Below are 23,731 nucleotides of genomic sequence, written 5' to 3' on the forward strand. Positions count from 1 at the left end.
GCATGGACATCGATCTGGGCCGGGGCAAGCGCGCCCGCCGCGCGTACACGTTCGACGACATCGCGGTGGTGCCCTCGCGGCGGACCCGCAATCCCGAGGACGTGTCCACGGCGTGGACGATCGACGCGTTCCCGTTCGAGATCCCGGTGCTGGGCGCGCCGATGGACTCGGTGATCAGCCCGCAGACGGCGATCGCCCTCGGTCGCCTCGGCGGTCTCGGCGTGCTCGACCTCGAAGGCCTGTGGACCCGGTACGACGACGCGCAGGTGCTGCTCGACGAGATCGCCGGCCTCGACGACGCCCAGGCCACGGTGCGGATGCAGGAGCTGTACGCCGAGCCGATCAAGCCCGAGCTGATCAAGCAGCGTCTCGCCGAGATCCGCGAGGGCGGGGTCACGGTGGCGGGCTCGCTCACCCCGCAGCGGACCCAGGAGCTGTACGGCACGGTGGTCGAGGCGGGCGTCGACCTGTTCGTCATCCGCGGCACCACGGTCTCCGCCGAGCACGTCTCGAGCGTGGCCGAGCCGCTGAATCTCAAGAAGTTCATCTACGACCTCGACGTCCCCGTGATCGTCGGCGGCGCGGCCACCTACACCGCGTCCCTCCACCTCATGCGCACCGGCGCCGCGGGCGTCCTCGTCGGCTTCGGCGGCGGCGCGGCGTCCACCACGCGCGCGACGCTGGGCATTCACGCGCCGATGGCGACGGCGGTCTCGGACGTCGCCGCCGCCCGCCGCGACTACCTCGACGAGTCCGGCGGCCGCTACGTCCACGTCATCGCGGACGGCGGCGTCGGGACGTCCGGCGACATCGTCAAGGCGCTCGCGATGGGCGCGGACGCCGTGATGCTCGGCGTCGCGCTCGCCCGTGCCACCGATGCGCCGGGCAAGGGCTTCCACTGGGGGCCGGAGGCGCACCACGCCAAGCTCCCGCGCGGACGCCGCGTGGCGGTCGAGGGCGTCGCCGCGCTGGACGAGATCCTCTACGGGCCGGCGCCGGTGGCCGATGGCACGGCGAACCTCATCGGTGCCCTTCGCAAGTCGATGGCCACGACGGGCTACTCCGACCTGAAGGAGTTCCAGCGCGTCGAGGTCGTGCTGGCACCGTACGAGCGCTGACCCTGCCGTGACCACCCCCATCCCGCCGGCGACGCAGGAGTTCCCGCCGACCCTCCGCGAGGTGATGCTCCGCGGCCGGTGGATCGGGATGCTCGTCCTGTGCCTGGTGGTCGCCGCGGTCTTCGCCTGGCTGGGGCAGTGGCAGCTCGGGCGAGCGGTCGAGAGCGATCCGACCCCGCCGGGGGCGACCGAGGAGGTGCTGCCCCTCGACGAGGTCGTGAAGCCGGGGGCGTATCTGCCCGCACCGTCGGTCGGCCAGCGCGTGCGGACGACGGGGGAGTGGGTCCCCGGTGACTTCCTCGTGGTCGCCTCGCGCTTCAACGACGGCGTCCAGGGGTACTGGGTCACCGGGCAGCTGCGGATCGCGAACGCCCCGGAGCCGACCTCGCTCGCGGTCGCCGTGGGCTGGGCCCCCGACGAGAAGACGGCGGCCGAGGCCGTCGAGCGGCTCGACCGCGAGGCAGGGGGCGTCGTCGAGCTCAGCGGCCGGCTGATCCCGGACGAGGGCGGCAAGGCCCCGCCCCGCGGGGAGCCCGACCGGATGGACCGGATGTCCCCGGCGATGCTGCTCGGACGCTGGCACGGCGTCGAGGAGCTCGCGGTCTACCGCCCGTACCTCACCGCGGCCGAGCCGTCCGGCGGTCTCGCGAGGATCGATTCCCCCGCTCCGATCGAGCAGTCCCCGGTCAACTGGCTCAACGTGTTCTACGCGGCGGAGTGGGCCGTCTTCGCAGGCTTCGCGTTCTACCTCTGGTACCGGCTCGCCCGCGATGCGTGGGAGCGCGAGGTCGAGGAGTTCGAGGAGCGCACGGGCGACGCCTGATCCGTCCGCCTCGTGACAGGAAGGTGACGAACCGGCGAACACCCTTGAGGAATGTCCCCGGCTTCTCCTAAGGTCGCAGGCGTACGTCTCTCGCCGTCGGAGCACCCGTGTCCGGTGGTGCGCGGAGGGACGTGCGCGGCCGTTCACGAGAGCGCGCCGCCGACCGTCACCGAGGAGACAGCCTGATGATGTCCGCCCCTGACGACGACCGCACCGAGTCGTCGTCATCCCGTTCCCGGGGGAGGGGGCGCATCGGCGCTCTCGCCCTGGCCACATCCGTCGCCCTCGCGGCGAGCGCCCTCGGCGCCGTTCCCGCCTTCGCGGCGGACTCCGGCTCCGAGCAGACCACCCTCGTCTCGGAGTCCCCGAGCCCCGCGCCGTCCGCGCCGGAGCAGGCACCGGCCCCCACGGAGACGGTGACCCCGGAGACCACTGCTCCTGACAGCACTGCCCCTGAGGGCACTGCTCCTGAGCCTTCGGCTCCTGCTGCTCCCGCGGCGCCGCAGGTCTCCGCCGCTCCGCAGGACGCAGCGCTCGCGGCTGTCGCCGCTCCCACGCACACGATCGCCGAGGTCCAGGGCACGGCCGACGCCTCGCCGCTGGCCGGCCAGACCGTCACCGTCCAGGGCGTCGTCACCGCCGACTACCGGACCGGCGGATACAAGGGCATCGTCATCCAGACGCAGGGCATCGGCGGCGACACGAAGACCCCGGGCGCCTCGGACGGCGTCTTCGTCTACCTCAACGCGCTCGCGCCGTCGCTCGCGATCGGCGACCTCGTCTCGGTGACCGGCGCGGTCAGCGAGTACTTCGGACAGACGCAGATCAACCCCTCCGCCGTCGCGGACGTGGCCGTCGTCACCCCCGGGGTCGGTGTCCCCGCGGTCACGCCGCTCCCCGACACGGTCGTCGGCGCCGACCGCGAGCAGTACGAGAACATGCTCGTCGCGCCGTCCGGCAGCTACCGCCTCGCCTCCAGCCACCAGCTCTACAACTTCGGCACCCTCTGGCTGAACGCCGGTGAGGACCTCAACGTCAAGAGCACGGAGACCACGCGTCCCGGCGACGCCGCGGCGGCCATCGCTGCCGCGAACCGGGCGAACCGGATCCTGCTCGACGACGGCTGGTCGCTCCAGGTCACCAACAAGAACCACCCGGGCGAGCAGCCCTACTTCACCGAGGACACGGTCGTCCGCAACGGCGACACGGTCGTGTTCCCGACCGAGGGCAGCATCCTGCAGTACGGCTTCGACGACTGGCGTCTGCAGCCGGTCGTGCCGATCGACGACAGCAGCGCCGCATCGCACAAGCCGACGTTCACCGCGACCAACCCGCGTCAGGACACGGCGCCCCAGGTCGGCGGCGACGTGCAGGTGGCGTCGTTCAACGTCTACAACTACTTCACGACGCTGACCAGCGAGAACCCCGATGCGCGGGGCGCCGCCACGGCGGAGCAGTTCGCGATCCAGAAGTCCAAGATCGTCTCGGCGATCAACGGCCTCGACGCCGAGATCGTCGCGCTCATGGAGATCGAGAACGGGCCGAAGCTCGGCAAGCCGCTGGACTCGGCGCTGGCCGATCTGGTCGCCGGCCTCAACGAGGCCGCAGGATCGGACGTGTGGGACTACGTCCGCACGCCCGCAGCGCTCGCCAACCCCGCGATCACGGACGCCATCAGCAGCGCCATCATCTACAAGAAGGGCGCGGTGACGCCGAAGGGCGAGAGCGCCACGGTCATCGATGAGACGGTGTGGGGCAACGCCCGCGAGCCCATCGCGCAGACGTTCGAGGTCGGCGGCAAGGTCGTCACGGTGGTCGCGAACCACCTGAAGTCCAAGTCCCCGCCGAAGGGCGCGGGGCCGGAGCCGGCCGACGGCCAGGGCTTCTTCAACGCCGACCGCGTCGCCCAGGCGCAGTCGCTCCTCGCCTTCACCGAGGACCTGAAGACCCGGTCGGGCAGCGATGACCTGCTGCTCATCGGCGACTTCAACGCGTACGGCCAGGAGGACCCGATCGACGTCTTCGCCCAGGCGGGCTGGACCGACCTCGTGCCCGCCAAGGCCCCGGGGCAGTACACCTACTCGTTCGACGGGGAGCTCGGCTCCCTCGACCATGTGATCGCCTCGCCCTCGCTGGCGTCGTCGATCACGGGCACCGGCGTCTGGGGCATCAACTCGCCGGAGTGGGGCGACCGCGGCTACGCGTACCCCGCCACCGAGGCCGGGACCCCGTTCCGGTCGAGCGATCACGACCCCATCCTCGTCGGCCTCTCCACGGCCGCGACGCCGGTGGACATCAACGTCGTGACGATCAACGACTTCCACGGTCGCATCGAGGCGGACAACGCGTCGGCGGGGGCCGCGGTGCTCGCCGGAGCCGTCCAGCAGTTCCGCGCGGAGAACCCCAACACGATCTTCGCGGCGGCGGGCGACCTCATCGGCGCCTCGACGTTCACCTCGTTCATCCAGGACGACAACCCGACGATCGACGCGCTGAACGCCGCGGGGCTGGAGGTCAGCGCCGCCGGCAACCACGAGTTCGACCAGGGCTGGGCCGACCTCCGCGACCGCGTGCAGGACCGGGCCGACTGGGAGTACCTCAGCGCGAACGTCTTCCTCACCGAGACCGGTGAGCCCGCTCTCGCCCCGTCCTGGGTTAAGGACGTCGAGGGCGTCAAGGTCGGCTTCATCGGCGCGGTGACCGAGGACCTCGACACGCTGGTGTCGCCGGACGGCATGAAGGGCCTCGAGGTCCGCAGCATCGTGGACTCCGTCAACGCCGTGGCCGCAGGCCTCAAGGACGGCGACCCGGCCAACGGCGAGGCGGACGTGATCATCCTCCTCGTCCACGAGGGCGCGACGACCGTCGACGTCTCCAGCATCACCCCGGACTCCCGCCTCGGCGAGATCGTCTACGGCGTGACGCCCGAGGTCAACGCGATCGTCTCCGCGCACACGCACCTGGCCTACAACCACGTGATCGACGGACGCCCCGTCGTCTCGGCGGGCCAGTACGGCGAGAACGTCGGCCTCATGGACATCAAGGTCGACCCGAGCACGAAGGAGATCCTCTCCATCGGCAACGAGATCAAGCCGCTCACGAAGGACAAGAAGCCGCTCTACCCGGCGGACCCTGCGGTGCAGGGGATCGTCGACGACGCGAAGAAGAAGGCCGACGAGCTCGGCGCCACGCCGGTCGGTTCCATCACGGCCGACTTCAACCGCGCCCGCCAGAGCGACGGGAAGACCGAGAACCGCGGTGGCGAGTCCACGATCGGGAACTTCGTCGCCGACGTCCACCAGTGGGCGACCGGTGCCGATCTCGCGCTGATGAACCCCGGCGGCATCAGGGCCAACCTCTCGTACGCCTCCGGCGGCGAGGGCGACCCGGACGGCAACGTGACCTATCGGGAGGCGGCGACCGTCCAGCCGTTCGCCAACACGCTGGTCACGCTGAAGCTCACCGGCGCGCAGCTCAAGAGCGTGCTCGAGGAGCAGTGGCAGCCGGCAGGGTCGGCGCGTCCGTTCCTGAAGCTCGGCCTCTCCGAGGGGCTGTCCTACACGTACGACCCGACGGCGGAGGCCGGGGCGCACATCACGAGCATCACGCTCAACGGTGCGCCGCTCGACCCCGCGGCCTCGTACACGGTCGCGGCGAACTCCTTCCTCGCGGCCGGCGGCGACAGCTTCTTCACCTTCGCCGAGGGCACCGATAAGAAGGACACCGGGCGGTCGGATCTGCAGTCGACGGTGGACTGGTTCGCGCAGAACAAGGTCGCGACCCCCGATCTCGCGCAGCGCGCGGTGGGCGTCACGCTCAGCGCCGCCGCCGGTCCCGAGGGGTACAAGGCCGGCGAGCAGGTCACCGTCTCGCTCTCCTCGCTGGCGTTCAGCGCGGGTGAGCCGGCGCCGGGCGATGTGACGCTGTCGCTCGACGGCAAGTCCGTCGCCACCGGGGCGGTCGACCCGACCGTCATCGACGCCGTCGACGAGGCGGGACGCGCCACGCTCGTGTTCACGGTCCCGGCCGGCCTCACCGGCCCCCAGGTGCTGACCGCATCGGTCGACGGCTCGGGGACCACGGTCGAGATCCCGATCACCGTCGCCAAGGGCGCGGACAACGGCAATGGCAATGGCAATGGGAACGGGAATGGCAATGGGAACGGGAACGGAAACGGGGGTGGCAACGGCCACGGCGGGGGCGGCCTGGCCGTCACCGGCGCGGAGGCGGGGCCGTACGCCCTGCTCGCCGCGCTCCTGCTGATCGTCGGCCTCGGCCTCGTCGCCGCCCGCCGGCGCGCGCGGGTCGAGTAGGACGCGGAGCACACCCTGCAGACGCCCGCCGTCGCCCTTCGGGGTGGCGGCGGGCGTCGCCGTCCGCGCCGTGGGAGCCCTGCTGCGGCGCGGCTAGACTAGGGGACATGCCCGAACCGAAAGTCGCCAGCTTTCCGGCGATCCGCGGTGCACTGAAGCTCTACCAGGTCGCGTCGATCATCACCGGGGTCATGCTGCTCCTGCTGGTCGCCGAGATGGTGCTCAAGTACACGCCGATCCACCTCGAGCTCTTCGCGGGAGGATCCGGCGGGCCGTTGTGGCTCGCCCCGGTGGTGGAAGGGCCGAAGGGGTTGGAGTCCACCGGCGACGGAGCGAACCTCTCGCTGCTGATCCTCATCGCCCACGGCTGGTTCTACGTGGTGTACCTCTTCGCCTGCTTCCGCGTGTGGAGCCTGATGCGCTGGCCGTTCCTGCGCTTCCTCCTGCTCGCCCTCGGCGGTGTCGTGCCGCTGCTCTCCTTCTTCATGGAGGCGATCGTCGCCCGTGAGGTGAAGGCCTCCCTCGCCCGGCGCGAAGAGGCTGAGGCCGCCTCCGCGAACCCGTACCCGTCGGACGCCGATTCCGACTCCACTCCCGCCACGGAAGGCTCCCGGTGACCGAGAACACTCCCGCCGACGCGAACACGACGGCCCAGCGTCCCGCCCTCGTCGTCGACTTCGGCGCGCAGTACGCGCAGCTGATCGCCCGCCGAGTCCGCGAGGCCGGCGTCTACAGCGAGATCGTGCCGCACACGGCGACCGCGGCGGAGATCGCCGCGAAGAACCCGGTGGCGCTGATCCTCTCCGGCGGACCGTCGTCGGTGTACGAGGAGGGCGCGCCGCAGCTCGACGCCGGGGTCTTCGACCTGGACGTCCCGACGCTCGGCATCTGCTACGGATTCCAGGTGATGGCGCGTGCGCTCGGCGGCGAGGTCGCCAACACCGGCCTGCGCGAGTACGGCGCGACCGACGCCACCCTGGAGGGCGAGGGCGGAACGCTCCTTGGCGGCCAGCCGATCGCGCAGAACGTCTGGATGAGCCATGGGGACCAGGTCTCCCGTGCCCCCGAGGGGTTCGCGGTGCTCGCCTCGACCTCGGCCACGCCGGTCGCCGCCTTCGCGAACGAGGAGCGTCATCTCTACGGTGTCCAGTGGCATCCGGAGGTCAAGCACTCCGATCACGGGCAGCAGGTGATCGAGAACTTCCTGCACAAGGGGGCGGGCCTGCCCGCCGACTGGAACAGCGACAACGTGATCGCCGAGCAGGTCGAGCGCATCCGCGAGCAGGTGGGGGATGCCCGGGTGATCTCCGCGCTCTCCGGGGGTGTCGACTCCGCGGTCTCCACCGCCCTCGTCCACCGGGCGATCGGCGACCAGCTCACCGCTGTGTTCGTCGATCACGGCCTTCTCCGCAAGGGGGAGCGCGAGCAGGTCGAGCAGGACTACGTGGCATCGACCGGCGTTCGTCTGATCACGGTCGATGCGGCGGACACCTTCCTCGGCCATCTCTCCGGCGTGACCGATCCCGAGGAGAAGCGCAAGATCATCGGACGCGAGTTCATCCGCGCGTTCGAGAAGGTCCAGCGCGAGCTCGTCGACGAGGCCAAGGCCGAGGGCGCTCCGATCAAGTTCCTCGTGCAGGGCACCCTGTACCCCGACGTGGTGGAGTCCGGCGGAGGGACGGGCACGGCCAACATCAAGTCGCACCACAACGTCGGCGGGCTCCCCGACGACCTCGACTTCGCCCTCATCGAGCCGCTGCGCACCCTGTTCAAGGACGAGGTTCGCGCGATCGGCCGGGAGCTCGGGCTCCCCGAGGCGATCGTCGGACGCCAGCCCTTCCCCGGCCCCGGTCTCGGCATCCGCATCATCGGCGAGGTGAATCGGGACCGCCTGGAGATCCTCCGCGAGGCCGACGCCATCGCGCGGGAGGAGCTGACCAAGGCGGGCCTGGACCAGGAGATCTGGCAGTGCCCGGTGGTCCTCCTCGCCGACGTCCGCTCGGTGGGCGTCCAGGGCGACGGTCGCACCTACGGCCATCCGATCGTGCTGCGCCCGGTCTCCAGCGAGGACGCGATGACCGCGGACTGGACCCGCCTGCCCTACGACGTCCTGTCGAAGATCTCCAACCGCATCACGAACGAGGTGCGCGACGTCAACCGCGTCGTGCTCGACGTGACCTCCAAGCCGCCGGGGACCATCGAGTGGGAGTGACCCCCGCGTCGCTCCTCCCTTAGCCGCGAGACTGCAACTGCGTCTCGAGACAGCGCGATTTTTCCGCAGTCTCGGGGCGCAGTTGCAGTTTCGCGGGGAGAAGGGGGCTCGCGGGCGGGCCTCGGGAGCGGGGCCGGGCGGGCGGGGCTCAGGACAGATGCTTGAGGGCCTCGCGGCGGGAGAGCGGGGAGAGCGCGGGATGGGCCTCCACGAACGCGCGGACCCAGTCCGGGTCGGTCTTGGCGACCTCGCGCAACGCCCAGCCGATCGCCTTGCGGATGAAGAACTCGCGGTCGTCGATGTTCGTCTCGATCGCCTCGACGAGCAGGGCAAGGTCGGTCCTGTCCTTCCGTCCGAGCTGGGCGATGATCGCGACGCGCCGGATCCAGAAGTCCTCATCGGCCAGCCATCGGCGAAGGAGCGCGGTCGTCTCGATCGGATGCGCGTCCAGGGTCTCGGCGAGCCGATGCGCGACCTCGTCCGAGTGATCCCACCAGGCGCCCGTCCTGATCATCTCCTCGTGCACCTCGATGGCGTCCAGCCGTCCGCGCACCGGCCGGAGGCCCATCAGCTCGGTCGCGGCGTATCGCTCTTCGCGGAAGCCGGCCTCGCGCCACAGGGTCAGCGCGGCCGCGCGGAGGACCCCGGCATCCTTCACTCCGCGCGCGAGGCGACGCGTCGTCGCCCGGGCGGCGGGCACCCGGACGCCCAGGAACGGCATCGTGGACTTCATGTAGGCCTGCTGACCGGGGGCGAGCGCCGGGTCCGCCGCCTGGCGGAGCGCGGCGCGGATCTCGATCACGAGCGCGTCGGAGGATGTCACAGCGGGAGTATAGAGCCGACGCGCCCGCGGCAGCGCCGTCGCCCGCGCCCGGCGGCGTCGACCCTGAGTTGCCGGACGTCGAGTTACCGGACGTCGAGTTACCGGACATCGAGTCGCCGGGCGCCGAGTCGCCGGGAGGGGCCTCAGAAGAAATTTCGGCGGATGTGTCGATCCGGCTGCTTCCCGTTCGACGTCTTCAGTGAGAGGGTCGAAAGGCGATCCCGAGATCAAGGAGAGATCATCATGAAGTACATGCTCATCATGCGTGCGAACGACCAGGGCGTCGAGGCGTTCAAGGACATCCCGTTCGAGCAGGTCATCGAGGCGATGGGGAAGTACAACGAGTCCATGATCAAGGCCGGAGTCCTGCTGGCCGGGGAAGGACTGACCGACGCCGCCGAGGGTTTCGTCGTGGACTTCTCCGCCGAGCAGCCGCTGATCACGGACGGCCCGTACGGCGAGACGAAGGAGCTCTTCAACGGCTTCTGGATCATCGAGACGTCCTCCCGTGAAGAGGCGGCGGAGTGGGCCTCGCGCGCACCGCTCGGACCCGGCGCCTTCCTGGAGGTGCGCCGTGTGACCGAGATGGAGGACTTCCCGGCCGACAACGAGTGGATCCAGAAGGAGGCCGGGTGGCGCGAGGACGCCGAGCGCGCCGGCCGTTGAGATGACCTCCGGGGACGAGTCGGCGACGGACCGCTCCGGGGCCGAGAGGTCCGGGGTGGAGCGGTCCGTCGCCGCCGTCTGGCGCATCGAGTCCGCACGGATCGTCGCGACCCTGACCCGGTACACCGGAGACTTCGGCCATGCCGAGGATCTCGCGCAGGAGGCGCTCGCCGAGGCGCTGGAGCGGTGGCCGAGCGACGGGGTTCCCCGCAATCCCGCGGCCTGGCTCACGGCGGTCGCGAAGAGACGGGCCATCGACGACTGGCGCCGGCGTGAACGCTACGACGAGCGGATCGCGACGATCGCGCACGACCGGGAGCAGGAGCAGGCGGAGTCCGCGGACGCGATGCCCTGGGACCCCGATGCGATCGATGACGACGTGCTCCGGCTCGTGTTCATCGCCTGCCACCCCGTGCTCTCCCGCGAGGCGCGGGTGGCCCTCACGCTGCGGGTCGTCGGCGGGCTTTCGAGCGAGGAGGTGGCGAGGGCCTTCCTCGTCCCCGTGGCAACCGTGCAGCAGCGGATCGTCCGGGCGAAGAAGACGCTCGCAGCGGCCAAGGCGCCCTTCGAGGTGCCGGGGAGGGAGGAGTTCCCCAAGCGCCTGGGGGCCGTCCTGGGCGTCCTCTATCTGATCTTCAACGAGGCCCACACCGCGAGCGGAGGGGCGGACTGGCTGCGCCCCGACCTCGGCCGCGAGGCCATCCGGCTCGCCAGGGTGCTGGCGGAGCTGGTCCCGAGGGAGCCCGACGCGTTCGCGCTCATCGCGCTGATGGAGCTGACCGCCGCTCGTTTCCCGGCCAGGGTCGATGCCGCCGGAGACCCGGTGCTCCTCGCGGATCAGGACCGGAGCCGCTGGGACCGGGATCGCATCCGACGGGGGCGGGCGGCGCTGGCCCGTGCCGATGCCTTCGGCCGCGGCAGGGGCTCCTATGCCCTGCAGGCCGCCATCGCCGAATGCCACGCGGTGGCGCCGTCGGTCGAGGAGACGGACTGGGAGCGGATCGTCCTGCTCTATGAGGCGCTGGGGCGGATCGCACCGTCACCGGTCGTCGAGCTCAACCGTGCCGCCGCCGTCGCGATGGCGACGGGGCCCGCCTCCGCGCTGCGGATCGTGGACGGGCTCGCCGCCTCCGGCGCCCTGCGCGGCTATCACCTCCTCCCGGCGACCCGAGGCGAGCTGCTGCGTCGGCTCGGACGTGAGGAGGAGGCGCGGTCGGAGTTCGCCATGGCCGCCGCGCTCGCCGGGAACGACCGGGAGCGGGCGGTGCTCGAGGAGAAGGCGCGCGGCTGAGCACGATGACCGTCCGCCGCGGACGGCGGACGGTCATCGGCCTCGGGTCACTCGGCCCGGGAGCGGGAGCGTCCGGCGATCAGCCCGTAGATCAGCAGCACGATGATCGCACCGCCGATCGCGAGGAGCCAGGTCGACAGACTCCAGAACTCGTTGAGGCCGACGTTGAAGAGGAGGCCACCGATCCAGCCGCCGAGCATCGCGCCGACGACGCCCAGCAGCAGTGTGACGAACCAGCCGCCGCCCTGCTTGCCGGGGAGGATGAGTTTGGCGATCGCGCCGGCGATCAGGCCGAGCACGAGGAATGCGAGAAATCCCATGGGTGGCTCCGTTCCCGTCACGGGCGACGATGGGGCGTCGCCTCTCTCTCCAGGGTGCGCCGTTCACGCGGCGGGGACAAGGGGGTGTGCGCCCGCCTCGGGCATGCAGGGGGCCGCGAGAGCTCGTAGGAGCCGTGCACGACGAAGGGCCGCCCTCCGTGGAGAGCGGCCCTTCGAGGAGCGTGCGTCAGTTGTTGCCGCGGGCGATGGCGATGATGCGCAGGATCTCGACGTACAGCCACACGACCGTGACCATGATGCCGAAGGCGCCCAGCCAGCCGTAGACGCGCGGTGCGCCGTTGCGGACGCCCTGCTGCACCTGGTCGAAGTCCAGCACGAGCGAGTAGGCGGCCATGATGACCACGAGCACGCCGATGATCAGACCCAGCGGGATGCCCATGATCTTGATCTGGCTGTGCAGGCCGAAGCCGTCCTGGACCACACCGGTCAGCATCAGGATGACGTTCAGGAGCGAGAAGGCGGCGTAGCCGAGCATCGCGATCATGAAGACCTTGGTGGCCTTCTTGGAGGCGCGCACCTTGCCGCTCGCGAAGAGGGCCAGCGTCACGCCGACGACCGCGAGGGTGGCGAGCGTCGCCTGCATGACGATGCCGGGCCACTGGACCTCGAAGAACGCCGAGATGCCGCCGATGAAGAGGCCCTCGAACGCGGCGTAGGCCCAGATCAGCGCGGGGCGTACCTTCTTGCGCGAGGTGAAGGAGATGACCAGCACCAGGACGAAGCCGACGAGCGCGCCGATGATCCACGGCAACATGTTGACCGCGGGGCGGTTGTAGGGGTCGGCCACCGGGACGGCCACGCCGCCCAGCGTCCAGACCCAGCCGACGACGGCGGTGACGAGGAGGATGGCGAAGAGGCCGGCGGTCTTCCAGACCGTGTCCTCGGTCGTCATCCGGTCGGTCTCGATCGCGCCGGCCGAGGGGGATGCGTACATGCCCTCGAGCTGCGCGTTGACCGCGGCGTTCATGCCGGCGTGCGTGGCGGACGCCGCCTGGGCACCCGCCTGCGGGTTGCCTGGATAGGTCGCGACATTGCGCGGATCCTGTTCCTTGAAGGCAGGGTTGTTGAACGCGAAGTTGCTCATTGAGTGGCCTCACTCCCGGGGGTTAGGTCGACGCTTCCTTCTACGATACCGGGACGGCACGCCCGGTGGGTGTTCTACGCTGAGAGCGTGACCCGCCAGATCCCGCTCGTCATCGGCCATCGGGGTGCGCCCGGCTATCGTCCGGAGCATACGCGCGCGTCCTATGAGCTCGCCATCGGGATGGGCGTCGACGCGGTCGAGCCGGACGTGGTCCCCACCAGGGACGGCGTGCTCGTCGTCCGCCATGAGAACGAGATCTCCGGCACCACCGACGTCGCCGACCATCCCGAGTTCGCCGACCGCCGACGCCGTGGGAGCGTGGACGGCGAGGAGCTGACCGGCTGGTTCGCGGAGGACTTCACCTGGGCGGAGCTGTCGGACCTGCGGTGCCGGGAGCGCCTTCCCCTGCTGCGGCCGGGAAGTGCGGCCTTCGACGGTGTCGAGCCGATCCTGCGGCTGTCCGACGTGCTGGACCTCGTGCGGCGAGCCTCGGCGGAGCGGTCGCGGGCGATCGGGGTGGTGGTGGAGATCAAGCACGCCACCTCCTTCGCCGCCCTCGGGTTCGACGTCGGCGACCTCGTCGAGCGCGAGCTGCGGGCGTCCGGATGGGCGGATGGTGTGCTGCCGCTCTGGATCGAGTCGTTCGAGGCCGGGGTCCTGGACCGGATCCGGGACCGGGGTCTTGCCGCCGAGCTGATCTATCTGATCGAGGCGGCGGGCGCGCCGTTCGACCTGGTGTCCCTTAAGGGTGCGGACGAGGATGCGCCCGTGGAGACCTATGCGGAGCAGATCTCGCCCGGCGGCCTTGCCCGGCTCGCAGGTCGCGTGGACGGGATCAGCGTGGACAAGCGGATCCTCCTCGATCGGCCGGGCCTGCCCGCCGAGGCGCACGCGGAGGGGCTGAGCGTCCTGACCTGGACCTGCCGCCCGGAGAACGCGTTCCTCGATGGCCCCCATCGACGGGCGGGAGGCGACGGTGCGTTCGGCGACTTCGCCGAGGAATGGGCGCGGATCGCGGCGACCGGCGTGGACGGGGTCTTCGTGGACCATCCGGATCTCGGCGTCGCGGCGTTCCGCTCCCGTCCGGCCGGCGCGACCGTCCGCCCTTGACCGGCCCGGTCCCGACCGGCCGTCCCGACCATCCCGTCCCGTCCCGACCATCCCGTCCCGTCCCGCCCGTCCCGGCCCGGCGTGCCCCGCCGTCCCGCCCGGCCACGCCGTCGCCACTTCCGTTCCCGTCGCGAAATCTGCCGCGTTCGGCGCTCCGGAACGGCAGATTTCGCGACGGGAACGGGGTGGCGGGAGGCGCGAGGACGGGGACGGAGAAGCCGGGCCGGGAGAGGGCGGGGAGAGGGCGGGGGAGACCGCTAGAGTGCGGGCATGGCAGCGACGGCGCGCCGGGAGCGCAACGGACGGGGGATCCTCGCGATCGTCGTCGTCGCGATCCTGCTCGCGCTGGGGGCCGTCACCGCCGTCGGGGTGGGGGATGCGCTGGGGATCCGGAGCGAGCCTTCGTCGCCCATGGGCGGCGCGGCGGCAGAGACCGAGAAGGGTGCCGGGGTCGCCGACGTCGCCCCGGCCGTCGCTCCGCCGCAGATCACAGTCGAGGGGGCCGAGGGGGCGCGTCTCCAGGCGGCCGCGGACGCGCTCGGCGCCGCCGTCGCGGGCCGTGCCACGGTGGGGTCCTCGGTTCTCCGCATCGAGGCGGGCGACGACCCGGATGATCAGTCGTACACGCTGGCGGGAAGCCGGGAGCAGCTGCGGATCGTCGCCGGGGGGCCGGCGGGGGCCGCGCTCGGCGTCTACGATCTCGCCTCCGCGATCCGGCAGGGACGCGATGTCGCCGCGAGGATCGGCGAGAGGGTCGCGCCACGGCTCGCCCTGCGGATGGCGGACCTGGGCGCGGTTGGGGTCGCCCCGGACCCCGCCGAGTGGCTGCCCGGCACCGACTACTCGCACGCGTCGAAGGCCTTCGCCGGCGTCTTCCTCCCCGAGGCGCCGTACATCGACGAGACCGCGCTCGCCGCGGCATACGAGGACTACGACGTCTACCTCCGCCGGATCGTCGCCGACGGGTACAACGCCCTCGCGTTCCCCGGTCTCGTGGAGTTCCTCACCCTGGCGGACGTCCCAGGAGGGCCGGTCTATCCCGACGAGGACGTGCACGTGGACAAGGCCCTCGCGCTGCGAGCGGCCTTCACCCCCTTCTGGGAGCGCGCCGACGAGCTGGGCGTGAGGGTGTTCCTCCGCACCGACATGCTCACCCTCACCACGCCGTTGGAGTCGTTCCTCCGGGATCGCTTCGGCGGGCTGGACACCGAGAGCCCCGATCTCTGGAGCGTCTACGCCGCGGGGCTCGACGAGCTCTACGCCGCAGCGCCCTCGTTGGACGGGGTGCTCATCCGGATCGGGGAGGCCGGCCGGGTCTACGACGTCGAGGGCTGGGACTACTACTCCGCGCTGGCGGTCACGACGCCGACCGCCGTCCGCACGATGCTGGAGGCGTTCACCGGACAGGCCGAGCGGAGCGGGCGGGAGGTGATCTTCCGGAGCTGGAGCGTCGGCGTCGGCGAGGTCGGGGACATGCACACCGAGCCGGACTCGTACCGCGCGGTGCTCGACGGGATCGACTCGCCGTCGCTCATCGTCTCGACCAAGTACACGCTCGGCGACTTCTACAGCTGGCTGCCGCTGAACGACACCCTGCTGCAGGGCGAGCAGCGCCGGATCGTGGAGTTCCAGAGCCGTCGCGAGTTCGAGGGCAGCGGGGCCTTCCCCGACGACCTCGGCGCCCAGTACCAGTGGGCGCTGCAGCGGCTGCTGGCCGGCAACCCGCGGATCGAGGGCATCTGGGGCTGGACGCAGGACGGCGGGCCCTGGCGCGCGGGGCCGATGATCCTCTACGGGAAGGCGGGGTTCTGGGCCTTCGCGGATCTGAACTCACGACAGGCCGTCGGCCTCGCCCGCGATCCGGAGGCCGATCCCGCACGGATCACCGAGGGCTGGGTGAGGGAGTGGTTCAGCGACGATCCCGGCACCGTGCGTGCGATCGTCGAGGCGATGGGTCAGGCGCGGACGGCCATCGAGGAGGGGCTGTACATCGCGCCCTTCGCCGAGAGGCGGGTGGCCGCGATCGGTCTCGAGCCGCCGCCGATGATGTGGATCTTCGAGTGGGACATCCTCACCGGCGACTCGGCCGTGCTCGACGTCATCTATGCCGTGTCCCGCGACCGCTTGGACGAGGCGATCGCGGGAGGCAGGACGGCCGTGGAGGCGGTCGAGCGCATGCGCACGGAGATCCGCGACACGGACGCCGCGACCTGGCGGGACCAGGGCCAGCGGGAGGCGTTCCTCTCCGCGCTCGACTACGAGGCCGACGTCCTCGCGCTCCTCGCGGACTACCGTGCGATGGTGCTCCGTCAGGCGGAATGGCACGACACCGGGTCCGTCGAGGCCTTCGACCGGTGGCGGTTCGCCCGTGAGGCGTTCATGGAGAAGGCGCGGGCGCATGTCGCTGCCTACGAGGGGGACGTGGCCCATCCCGCGCTGAACCTCACGGCGGCGGAGCTCGGCGTGCAGCGCGGAGACCGGGATGCGGCGATGGCCTCGATCGCCAGGGGGCTCCTCATCGTCGCGATCGTCTGGCTGCTGCTCGGGACGTTCGGCATGTTCGGCAGGTTCGGAATGTTCGGCAGGTTCGGCAGGTCTGGCGGGAGGGGGTCGGGCGGGCGTGGTCGTGCGCTCGTCGACGCCGCGGTGGCCGGCTGGCGCGCATCGACGCGTCCGTGGCGCGCCGAGGAGTCCGCGCGGGGTCTCGGCCGCGCGGCACGGGTCCTGCTGGTCCTCGTCCCCGGCCTGCTGCTCGTGCTCACCCGCATCGTGCAGACCTCCGGGCTCTCGCTCATCCACCCGTTGGCGACCCTCGGCGCCTGGGCCGTGTTCTGCGCGGTGGTCCTGCTCCTCCTGCGCGGGCGGGGATCGTGGGCGTTCCTCGCCGCGATCGGCGGGGTGGTCGTGCTGCGCTGCGTCCTCGCGCTCGCCGCCCTGTCGGCCACGGGCCCAGGAGGCTATTGGTTCGCGTTCTGGACCGATCCGGCGCGGCGCGGCCTGTACATCGCCGTGGCCGTCGCGCTGTTCCTCTGGGCGTTCGTCGCCGCGGCATGGGCGCTGGTGGCGACCTGGGGGAGGCGTCGCGCGGCGGGGCTGGTGCTCACGGGGGTGGGCATCGGGCTCGCGCTGCCGGCCGCCGTGGTCGCCGTCGTCGGGCTGGAGTCCGCGCTCACCGCCTGGAACGACGAGATGGGGCTGCTCCCGTGGGGGCTCTCGCGCATCCTCGGGATCACGGTGTACCTCGACATCCCCGCGGAGACCGCCGTGGTCGTGGCCGCCGCCGGGGTCGTGATCGCCGTCGCCGGGATCGTCATGTCGGCGGTCCGGCCTAGACTCGGAAGGCAATGACCGAAGCCCCTCTCATCGTCCCCGCCGGCACTCCCGCGCCCTCCGACGACCTGCTCGCAGGCCTGAACCCCCCGCAGCTCGAAGCCGTCACCTACCGCGGCAGCGCGCTGCTGATCGTGGCCGGTGCAGGATCCGGCAAGACCAGCGTGCTCACCCGGCGCATCGCCTTGCTCCTGCGGCAGCGCGAGGCGTGGCCGAGCCAGATCCTGGCGATCACCTTCACGAACAAGGCCGCGGGCGAGATGCGCGAACGTGTCGCCGGCCTCGTGGGGGATGCCGCGCGCGGCATGTGGATCTCCACGTTCCACTCGGCCTGCGTGCGGATCCTCCGTCGCGAGGCCGAGCAGTTCGGCTTCACGAAGAACTTCACGATCTACGACTCCGGCGACTCCAGGGCGCTCATCAAGAGACTGGTCAAGGATCACGAGGCCGACGCCTTCGGGTTCACCCCGGCGGCGGTGCAGTCGCGGATATCCAAGCTCAAGAACGAGCTGCAGGACGCGGAGTCCTACGCGCGGCAGGCGAACATGGCAGACCCCGCCGAGCGCGTCTTCACCGAGGTGTTCGCCGACTACCAGCGCTCCCTCCAGAAGGCCAACGCCTTCGACTTCGACGATCTCATCGGGCAGACGGTGTTCCTCTTCCGGGCGTTCCCGCAGGTCGCCGACGTCTACCGTCGCCGTTTCCGGCACGTCCTCGTCGACGAGTACCAGGACACGAACCACGCCCAGTACGCGCTGATCCACGAGCTCACCCGCCCGGTCCAGGGCGAGGCGCCGGACCCGTATGCCGCGAACGGCATGATGATCTTCGAGCCGGAGGAGGCCCCGACAGAACCCGGTGCGTCGCTTACGGTCGTCGGCGACTCCGATCAGTCGATCTACGCCTTCCGCGGCGCCGACATCCGCAACATCAGCGAGTTCGAGCGCGACTTCCCCGGGGCCAAGGTCGTGCTCCTGGAGCAGAACTACCGGTCGACGCAGAACATCCTCTCGGCCGCGAACGCCGTGATCGGCAACAACTTCGACCGCAAGGACAAGAAGCTCTGGAGCGATCGCGGCGCAGGCGACCTGATCACGGGCTTCACCGGCTACTCGCAGCACGATGAGGCGCAGTTCGTCGCGGACGAGATCGATGCCCTGCACCGCGCGGGGATGCCGTACTCCGAGATGGCCGTCTTCTACCGCACCAACTCGCAGTCGCGCGCGCTGGAGGAGATCTTCATCCGCTCGGCGCTGCCCTACAAGATCATGGGCGGCACCAAGTTCTACGAGCGCGCCGAGATCAAGGACGCCCTGGCCTACCTCGTCTCGGTGGCCAACCCTGCGGACGACATGTCCGTGCGCCGCATCCTCAACAAGCCCCGCCGCGGGATCGGCGACGTCACCGAGACGACCATCGCCCGCTTCGCGGAGGAGCAGGGGATGAGCTTCCGCGATGCGCTCGCCCATTCCGCGCAGCTCGGCCTCGGCCCGAAGCTCCAGGCGTCGATCGCGCATCTGGACGCCGTGCTCGCCGAGGCCGCGGCGATCATGAGCCCGGCCTCGGGCGAGGTGCCGGCTCCCACCTCGGTCGCCGAGGGGCTGACGGTCCTCCTCTCCAAGAGCGGCTACATGGACGCGCTGCGGGCGAGCCGCGATCCGCAGGACGAGGCGCGGCTGGAGAACCTCGACGAGCTCATCGCGGTCACCAGGGAGTTCGCGCGGAACAACCCGGACGGCACGATCACCGACTTCCTCACCGAGGTGGCGCTGGTGTCGGACGCGGATGACCTCGACGACGCCTCCGGCTCCGTCTCCCTGATGACCATGCACACGGCCAAGGGTCTGGAGTTCGACGCGGTGTTCGTCACCGGCGTCGAGGAGGACCTCATCCCGCACCGGATCTCGGCAGGCGAGCCCGGCGGGCCGCAGGAGGAACGTCGGCTGTTCTACGTCGGCATCACCCGCGCCCGCAAGCGCCTCCACCTCTCGCTCGCGATGACCCGTGCGCAGTTCGGCGAGGTCACGGTCGCGATGCCGAGCCGGTTCCTCCAGGAGATCCCCGCAGACCTGATCGATTGGAAACAGTCGCCCGGCGACGTCAACTCCCGCGGCGGCATGCAGTCACGGGCCCTCAACGCCCGACGCCCCGGAGGGGCCGGCGGATCCGGGGGGACCGGAGACCGCTTCGGTCCTCGTGAGCTGCCTCGCCGGGAAGGGCTGAAGCCGCTCTCGACGGCCATGGACAAGTTCCCCAACCGGGTCACCGGCAGGGTCCGCGACAACGGCGAGCTCGAGCTCGCGGCCGGCGACCGGATCCGCCACGACGACTTCGGCGAGGGGCGGGTGGAGCAGGTCACGGGAGACGGGGCCAAGCGGGTCGCGCACGTACGGTTCGACTCCGCCGGCGCCAAGAAGCTGCTCATCAAGATCGCGCCGATCGAGAAGCTGTAGCCCGGGCGGACGGCTTCCCCGGCCGTTCCGCCGTCGGACCGGACCCGGTCGGATGCGGCGGCTAGGCTGGCGGAATGGGTCTTTTCTCGCGCCGTAAGAAGCAGGACGACGCCGTCAGCACGCCTTCGCGAGGAGCGGGAGACGAGGTCGACGCGCAGGCTCCTTCCGCGGACGCCTCGGCTGTGGACGCTGCGGCTGTGGACGCTGCGGTCGCGGAGGTTCCGGTCGCGGAGGTTCCGGCCGTCAACGTCGACATCTCGGTGCAGGCGTTCCGCGGGCTCGGCGCCCCGGCTGGTCCCGACGTCGCGGCGCCCGGGCAGGGTGCGGATGAGGACGCGCAGGCGCGAGCGGAGGAGTCTCCGACGGCTCCAGCCTCCGAGCCGTCGCCGAACGCGGTCCCGACTGCTCCGTCCCGGCCGACCCTCCCGCTCGCCCCCGCGGATCCGCCGGCGCAGACCGAGAGCATCCCGGGGATGACCGACAACGTGCTGCTTCGCGAGGCGCTCTCGCAGATCGAGGAGGGCGCGTCGCACACGGAGCTGCTGGGCGTGCTGCGCCAGGCGCTCCAGGGACATCTGTTCCTCCGTGTCCAGGGCGACGCCGGGGAGCAGCTCAAGGAGGGCAAGCCTCTCGCGGTCGGTGTGGTCAACGACGGCGAGAACTCCTACATGCTCGCCTTCAGCTCTGCGGGGGCGGTGCGGGACTCGGTGCAGCTGGAGTCCGATGCCCCGCCCACGTCCGCGGTCGTGCAGCCCGTGCAGGCGGTCTTCCAGCAGGTCGCGGAGGGACCGTTCGCCGGACTCATCATCGACAACGCCTCCGCGCCGCATCGGGTCGTGTTCCCGACCGCGGTGCTGGTCCAGGCGCTCGAGCAGGCCGATCCCTCCTTCGCCGTGAAGGCGCTGCTCGCCGCGGAACGTTCAGCCGACTCCGAGGCGAAGGTGGGCGAGGCGCTCGTCACCGCCCGTCTCTGGGTCGCCGTCCGCGCCCCCGAGGGGGAGGACGGCCAGATGGGTGTCGCCGAGGCGCAGATGGCTGATGGGACGCGGTTCCTCCAGCTGTTCTCCCACCCGCTCGAGGTGATCGCCCTCGGTCGTGGCGAGCAGCCGCTGCCGTTCTCCGGGGAGCAGATCGGCAAGGTCCTCGCCGGGCATCCCGAGCTCGCGGGCGTTCTCGTCGATCCGGCCGGTCCCACGATCGCCGTCCGCCGCGAGGCCCTCGCCCCCGTGCTGGCCCTCGCCGCCGAGTAGCCCGCCCGGGAGACTCGCCCGGCTCCGCCGGGCCCGCCCACCCGCCCACCGCTCGGCCTCGCCCCGCCCGACCTCGCGCCGGGTACACGGCACGGGCGCGGTCCGCCCGACTTCGCGCCGGGTGCGCGGTCCGCCGCGCCGCGGTTCGACCAGGCTCCGGTCCGCCAAGGCTCGGCCTGGTCCGGCTCGTCGCTCTGCTCCCTCAGCCGACGTTGATTCTTCTGCGCTCCGGTCGCGAAATGTGCCGCTCGGCGCCGGGGATTGCGGCACATTTTGCGACCGGAGCGGGGGTTGGGGACCGTCTTCGGGGCGGGAGCGGGAGTTGAGCGCCGTCTTTGGGATGGGATGGAATCGGGCGAGCCTGTGCGGCGCGGTAGGCCGCTTAGTTCGCCTGGCGCGGCCCGGCGCGGCCCGGACAAGACCGTCCGCCTTGTCGGGGCTGCCCCGTTGCGGTGGTCTTCTGCGCTCCGGTCGCGAATTGTGCCGCTCGGCGCCGGGGAATGCGGCACATTTCGCGACGGGAGCGGGAGTTGAGCGCCGTCTTTGGGACGGACGGAGTCGGGCGTGCCCGGGACTGGACGGACCGACCGGGGCAGGACAGGCCGGGGCCGAAGTCGCGACGGACCGGACAGGCCGGGGCCGAAGCCGGGCCGGGGCTGAAGCCGCGACGGACGGGGCGGGCCGGGCAGGACAGGCCGGGGCCGAAGCCGGGCCGGGGCGGGCCGGGCAGGACGGACCGGGCCTACCCTAGGGGCTGCGCTCGGGGGCCGCGCCCTGCGAGAGGGCGTGGAGCAGCCGAGTGAGGTCCTGGATCTCCCGGATGTCCCAGGCATCGAGGGCTCGGATGAGGCGCTCGTCGTCGTGCTGGCGAGCCTCGGTCAGGCGTTCCAGGCCGCTCTCGGTCGCCGACAGGAGGCTTGAGCGCCCGTCCTGGGGGTCGGGCGTCCGCCGGATCAGTCCGTGCTCCTCCAGCTCCCGCACGAGACGGCTGACGAGGGACTTGTCCGACATCATCCGCTCGGCGAGCTCCGAGGCGGTCGCCTGGCCGCGGCGGGCGATGAGGGAGAAGAGCTTGAACGCACCGGGGGACAGGCCGGGAGCGACGCGCTCCGCGCTGGAGACGTAGAGTCGGCGGACCCTCGAGAAGAGCTCGCCGAACTCCGCCTCCAGCGCGTGGAGCGCCGTCGTGCGCTCGTCCGGGATCTCAGCCATCCTGTCGATTCTCGCGCACCGCGCGCCGGGTCGAGGTCGGGATGGGACCGGTCGCGGGGATCGCGTCCATGCCCTGCGGGGCGCTCACGGTCGCAAGATCCGCCTCGGACGCCTGCATCCGCTCGCTCCTGGTCATCCGGGTCAGCGGCTTGTTCGGGAGGAACAGCACCGCGACGAGGCTGATGACGGCGAGCGGCACGGCGATGAGGAAGGAGGAGGCGATGCCCTGGGCGTAGATGTCCTCCACGATCACCCGGACGGCCTCAGGGAGGTTGTGGACCTCGGGGAGTGCTCCGGAGGAGAGCTGCTTCCCGACCTCCGCGCCCTTCTCGCCGAGGCTCGCGATCGCGGTGGCGAGCTCGGTCTTGCGGTCGGTGAAGAGCCCGGTCACGGTGGCGGCGAGCGCCGAGCCCATGACGGACACGCCGACCGTTCCGCCGAGGCTCCGGAAGAAGGTCACCCCGGAGCTCGCGGCGCCGAGATCCTCCGGACGTGCGGTGTTCTGCACGATTAGGACGAGGTTCTGCATCGACATGCCGACACCGGCGCCGAGCAGGAACATGTACACCGAGACCAGCACGAAGTTCGTGTCGTAGTGCAGCGTGGACAGCAGCGCCGAGCCGACGATCATCAGCACGGCACCGGTGACGATGTACGACTTCCACCGTCCGTAGCGCGTGATCAGCTGCCCGACGACGATCGAGGAGCCGAGGAGCCCGGCGATCATCGGCAGGGTCATGAGGCCGGCCTGGGTCGGCGTCGCGCCGCGGGCCATCTGCATGTACTGGCTGAGGAAGACCGAGGTGCCGAACATCGCGACGCCGATCGAGATCGATGCGACGACGGAGAGCGTGAAGGTGCGGTCGCGGAACATGCGCAGCGGCACCAGCGGCTCGGACACGCGGAGCTCGACGACGATGAACAGGACCGCGGCGAGCAGCGACCCGCCGACCATCAGGATCGTCTGGATGCTCCACCAGTCGTAGTCCTTGCCGGCGCTGGTGACCCAGACCAGCAGCAGCGAGACGGCGGTGGACAGCAGCACGATCCCGAGGTAGTCGATCCGGGCCTTCCGCGTCTTCTGCGGGATCCTCAGGGTCATCTGGATGATCAGGAGGGCCGCGATCGCGAAGGGGATCGAGACGTAGAAGTTCCAGCGCCATCCGGCGACATCGGTGAGGAACCCGCCGAGGAGCGGCCCGCCGACGGTCGCGACGGCCATCACGGCGCCGAAGAGGCCCATGTACCGGCCGCGCTCACGCGGGCTGATGATGTCGGCCATGATGATCTGGCTGAGGGCCGCGAGACCGCCCGCGCCGAGTCCCTGCACGGCGCGGAAGGTGATGAGCATTCCGGCGTCCTGCGAGAACCCGGCGGCGGCGGTGGCGGCCACGAAGATGACCAGAGCGAGCTGGATGAGCAGCTTGCGGTTGAACAGGTCGGCGAGCTTGCCCCAGATCGGTGTGGAGATCGCGGTCGTGAGGAGGGTCGAGGTGACGACCCAGGTGAACGCGGTCTGGTCGCCGCCGAGGTCGTGGACGATCACGGGGAGCGAGGTCGAGACCACCGTCGCGGCGATCATCGACACGAACATCCCCAGCAGGAGGCCGGAGAGGGCCTCCAGTACCTGGCGGTGCGACATGGCGGAGGGGGCGGGCGCGGGCGCAGTCATCGAACTCCAGAGAAGAAAGTGGTTGAGAGAAGT

16 protein-coding genes are annotated in these 23,731 nt (G+C 71.0%); 11 read left to right on the forward strand and 5 right to left on the reverse strand.

Annotated elements, in window-relative coordinates; translation table 11 throughout:
• Positions 1-2: 2 nt before the first annotated feature.
• The 5 genes from J2Y69_RS09430 to guaA all read left to right on the forward strand — a co-directional run bounded on the left by J2Y69_RS09430 (position 3) and on the right by guaA (position 8,466).
• Positions 3-1,118 (forward strand): GuaB3 family IMP dehydrogenase-related protein, encoded by a 1,116-nt coding sequence (locus J2Y69_RS09430; protein ID WP_310020063.1) that lies wholly within the window; start codon positions 3-5, stop codon positions 1,116-1,118.
• A gap of 64 nt (positions 1,119-1,182) precedes the next feature.
• A complete protein-coding gene (locus J2Y69_RS09435; RefSeq protein WP_310020065.1) occupies positions 1,183-1,941 on the forward strand; it encodes an SURF1 family protein in 759 nt (252 codons plus the stop codon).
• Between the two features lie 185 nt (positions 1,942-2,126).
• A complete protein-coding gene (locus tag J2Y69_RS09440) occupies positions 2,127-6,254 on the forward strand; it encodes an ExeM/NucH family extracellular endonuclease (protein WP_310019950.1) in 4,128 nt (1,375 codons plus the stop codon).
• A 107-nt stretch (positions 6,255-6,361) separates the two neighbouring features.
• Positions 6,362-6,871, forward strand: a complete 510-nt coding sequence (locus tag J2Y69_RS09445; protein ID WP_310019952.1) for a DUF3817 domain-containing protein — start codon at positions 6,362-6,364, stop codon at positions 6,869-6,871.
• Positions 6,868-8,466, forward strand: coding sequence for a glutamine-hydrolyzing GMP synthase (guaA, locus tag J2Y69_RS09450; RefSeq protein WP_310019954.1), 1,599 nt, complete (start codon positions 6,868-6,870; stop codon positions 8,464-8,466). The genes J2Y69_RS09445 and guaA overlap by 4 nt, the downstream gene beginning before the upstream one ends.
• Before the next feature lie 148 nt (positions 8,467-8,614).
• Here guaA and J2Y69_RS09455 read toward each other — a convergent pair whose 3' ends face one another.
• A complete protein-coding gene (locus J2Y69_RS09455; RefSeq protein WP_310019956.1) occupies positions 8,615-9,289 on the reverse strand; it encodes a DNA alkylation repair protein in 675 nt (224 codons plus the stop codon).
• A 243-nt stretch (positions 9,290-9,532) separates the two neighbouring features.
• Here J2Y69_RS09455 and J2Y69_RS09460 point away from each other — a divergent pair, with 243 nt between their 5' ends.
• Both J2Y69_RS09460 and J2Y69_RS09465 read left to right on the forward strand, forming a co-directional pair.
• Complete coding sequence (locus J2Y69_RS09460; protein ID WP_310019957.1) at positions 9,533-9,955, forward strand: YciI family protein; 423 nt, start codon at positions 9,533-9,535, stop codon at positions 9,953-9,955.
• A 1-nt stretch (position 9,956) separates the two neighbouring features.
• Positions 9,957-11,246, forward strand: coding sequence for an RNA polymerase sigma factor (locus tag J2Y69_RS09465; RefSeq protein ID WP_310019959.1), 1,290 nt, complete (start codon positions 9,957-9,959; stop codon positions 11,244-11,246).
• Positions 11,247-11,293: 47 nt separating this feature from the next.
• On the opposite strand, the gene J2Y69_RS09470 is transcribed toward J2Y69_RS09465, so the two are convergent.
• Both J2Y69_RS09470 and J2Y69_RS09475 read right to left on the reverse strand, forming a co-directional pair.
• A complete protein-coding gene (locus J2Y69_RS09470) occupies positions 11,294-11,566 on the reverse strand; it encodes a GlsB/YeaQ/YmgE family stress response membrane protein (protein ID WP_310019962.1) in 273 nt (90 codons plus the stop codon).
• Positions 11,567-11,753: 187 nt separating this feature from the next.
• Complete coding sequence (locus J2Y69_RS09475) at positions 11,754-12,671, reverse strand: Bax inhibitor-1/YccA family protein (RefSeq protein WP_310019964.1); 918 nt, start codon at positions 12,669-12,671, stop codon at positions 11,754-11,756.
• An 87-nt stretch (positions 12,672-12,758) separates the two neighbouring features.
• Here J2Y69_RS09475 and J2Y69_RS09480 point away from each other — a divergent pair, with 87 nt between their 5' ends.
• The 4 genes from J2Y69_RS09480 (at position 12,759) to J2Y69_RS09495 (ending at position 20,814) form a co-directional block, all read left to right on the forward strand.
• Positions 12,759-13,781: a glycerophosphodiester phosphodiesterase family protein gene (locus tag J2Y69_RS09480; RefSeq protein WP_310019966.1), complete on the forward strand. Its 1,023-nt coding sequence runs from the start codon at positions 12,759-12,761 to the stop codon at positions 13,779-13,781.
• A gap of 270 nt (positions 13,782-14,051) precedes the next feature.
• Positions 14,052-17,129 (forward strand): hypothetical protein, encoded by a 3,078-nt coding sequence (locus J2Y69_RS09485; RefSeq protein ID WP_310019967.1) that lies wholly within the window; start codon positions 14,052-14,054, stop codon positions 17,127-17,129.
• Positions 17,126-19,564, forward strand: a complete 2,439-nt coding sequence (locus tag J2Y69_RS09490; protein WP_310019969.1) for an ATP-dependent helicase — start codon at positions 17,126-17,128, stop codon at positions 19,562-19,564. The genes J2Y69_RS09485 and J2Y69_RS09490 overlap by 4 nt, the downstream gene beginning before the upstream one ends.
• Positions 19,565-19,638: 74 nt before the next feature.
• On the forward strand, positions 19,639-20,814 hold the full coding sequence (locus tag J2Y69_RS09495; protein ID WP_310019971.1) for an SseB family protein: 1,176 nt from the start codon (positions 19,639-19,641) through the stop codon (positions 20,812-20,814).
• 747 nt (positions 20,815-21,561) lie between these two features.
• Here the strand turns inward: J2Y69_RS09495 and J2Y69_RS09500 are convergent.
• On the reverse strand, positions 21,562-22,026 hold the full coding sequence (locus J2Y69_RS09500; RefSeq protein WP_310019973.1) for a MarR family winged helix-turn-helix transcriptional regulator: 465 nt from the start codon (positions 22,024-22,026) through the stop codon (positions 21,562-21,564).
• Positions 22,019-23,698, reverse strand: a complete 1,680-nt coding sequence (locus tag J2Y69_RS09505) for an MDR family MFS transporter (protein ID WP_310019975.1) — start codon at positions 23,696-23,698, stop codon at positions 22,019-22,021. The genes J2Y69_RS09500 and J2Y69_RS09505 overlap by 8 nt, the downstream gene beginning before the upstream one ends.
• Between the last annotated feature and the right edge of the window lie 33 nt (positions 23,699-23,731).

The organism is Microbacterium resistens (assembly GCF_031456305.1).
Taxonomy (GTDB): domain Bacteria; phylum Actinomycetota; class Actinomycetes; order Actinomycetales; family Microbacteriaceae; genus Microbacterium; species Microbacterium resistens_A.

Bases quoted from the DNA above. Each gene is read 5' to 3' on its own strand.
- J2Y69_RS09430 (WP_310020063.1), top strand. From the start codon at position 3: ATGGACATCGATCTGGGCCGGGGCAAGCGCGCCCGCCGCGCGTACACG.
- J2Y69_RS09435 (WP_310020065.1), top strand. From the start codon at position 1,183: ATGCTCCGCGGCCGGTGGATCGGGATGCTCGTCCTGTGCCTGGTGGTC.
- J2Y69_RS09440 (WP_310019950.1), top strand. From the start codon at position 2,127: ATGATGTCCGCCCCTGACGACGACCGCACCGAGTCGTCGTCATCCCGT.
- J2Y69_RS09445 (WP_310019952.1), top strand. From the start codon at position 6,362: ATGCCCGAACCGAAAGTCGCCAGCTTTCCGGCGATCCGCGGTGCACTG.
- J2Y69_RS09460 (WP_310019957.1), top strand. From the start codon at position 9,533: ATGAAGTACATGCTCATCATGCGTGCGAACGACCAGGGCGTCGAGGCG.
- J2Y69_RS09465 (WP_310019959.1), top strand. From the start codon at position 9,957: ATGACCTCCGGGGACGAGTCGGCGACGGACCGCTCCGGGGCCGAGAGG.
- J2Y69_RS09470 (WP_310019962.1), bottom strand. From the start codon at position 11,566: ATGGGATTTCTCGCATTCCTCGTGCTCGGCCTGATCGCCGGCGCGATC.
- J2Y69_RS09475 (WP_310019964.1), bottom strand. From the start codon at position 12,671: ATGAGCAACTTCGCGTTCAACAACCCTGCCTTCAAGGAACAGGATCCG.
- J2Y69_RS09485 (WP_310019967.1), top strand. From the start codon at position 14,052: ATGGCAGCGACGGCGCGCCGGGAGCGCAACGGACGGGGGATCCTCGCG.
- J2Y69_RS09490 (WP_310019969.1), top strand. From the start codon at position 17,126: ATGACCGAAGCCCCTCTCATCGTCCCCGCCGGCACTCCCGCGCCCTCC.
- J2Y69_RS09495 (WP_310019971.1), top strand. From the start codon at position 19,639: ATGGGTCTTTTCTCGCGCCGTAAGAAGCAGGACGACGCCGTCAGCACG.
- J2Y69_RS09500 (WP_310019973.1), bottom strand. From the start codon at position 22,026: ATGGCTGAGATCCCGGACGAGCGCACGACGGCGCTCCACGCGCTGGAG.
- J2Y69_RS09505 (WP_310019975.1), bottom strand. From the start codon at position 23,698: ATGACTGCGCCCGCGCCCGCCCCCTCCGCCATGTCGCACCGCCAGGTA.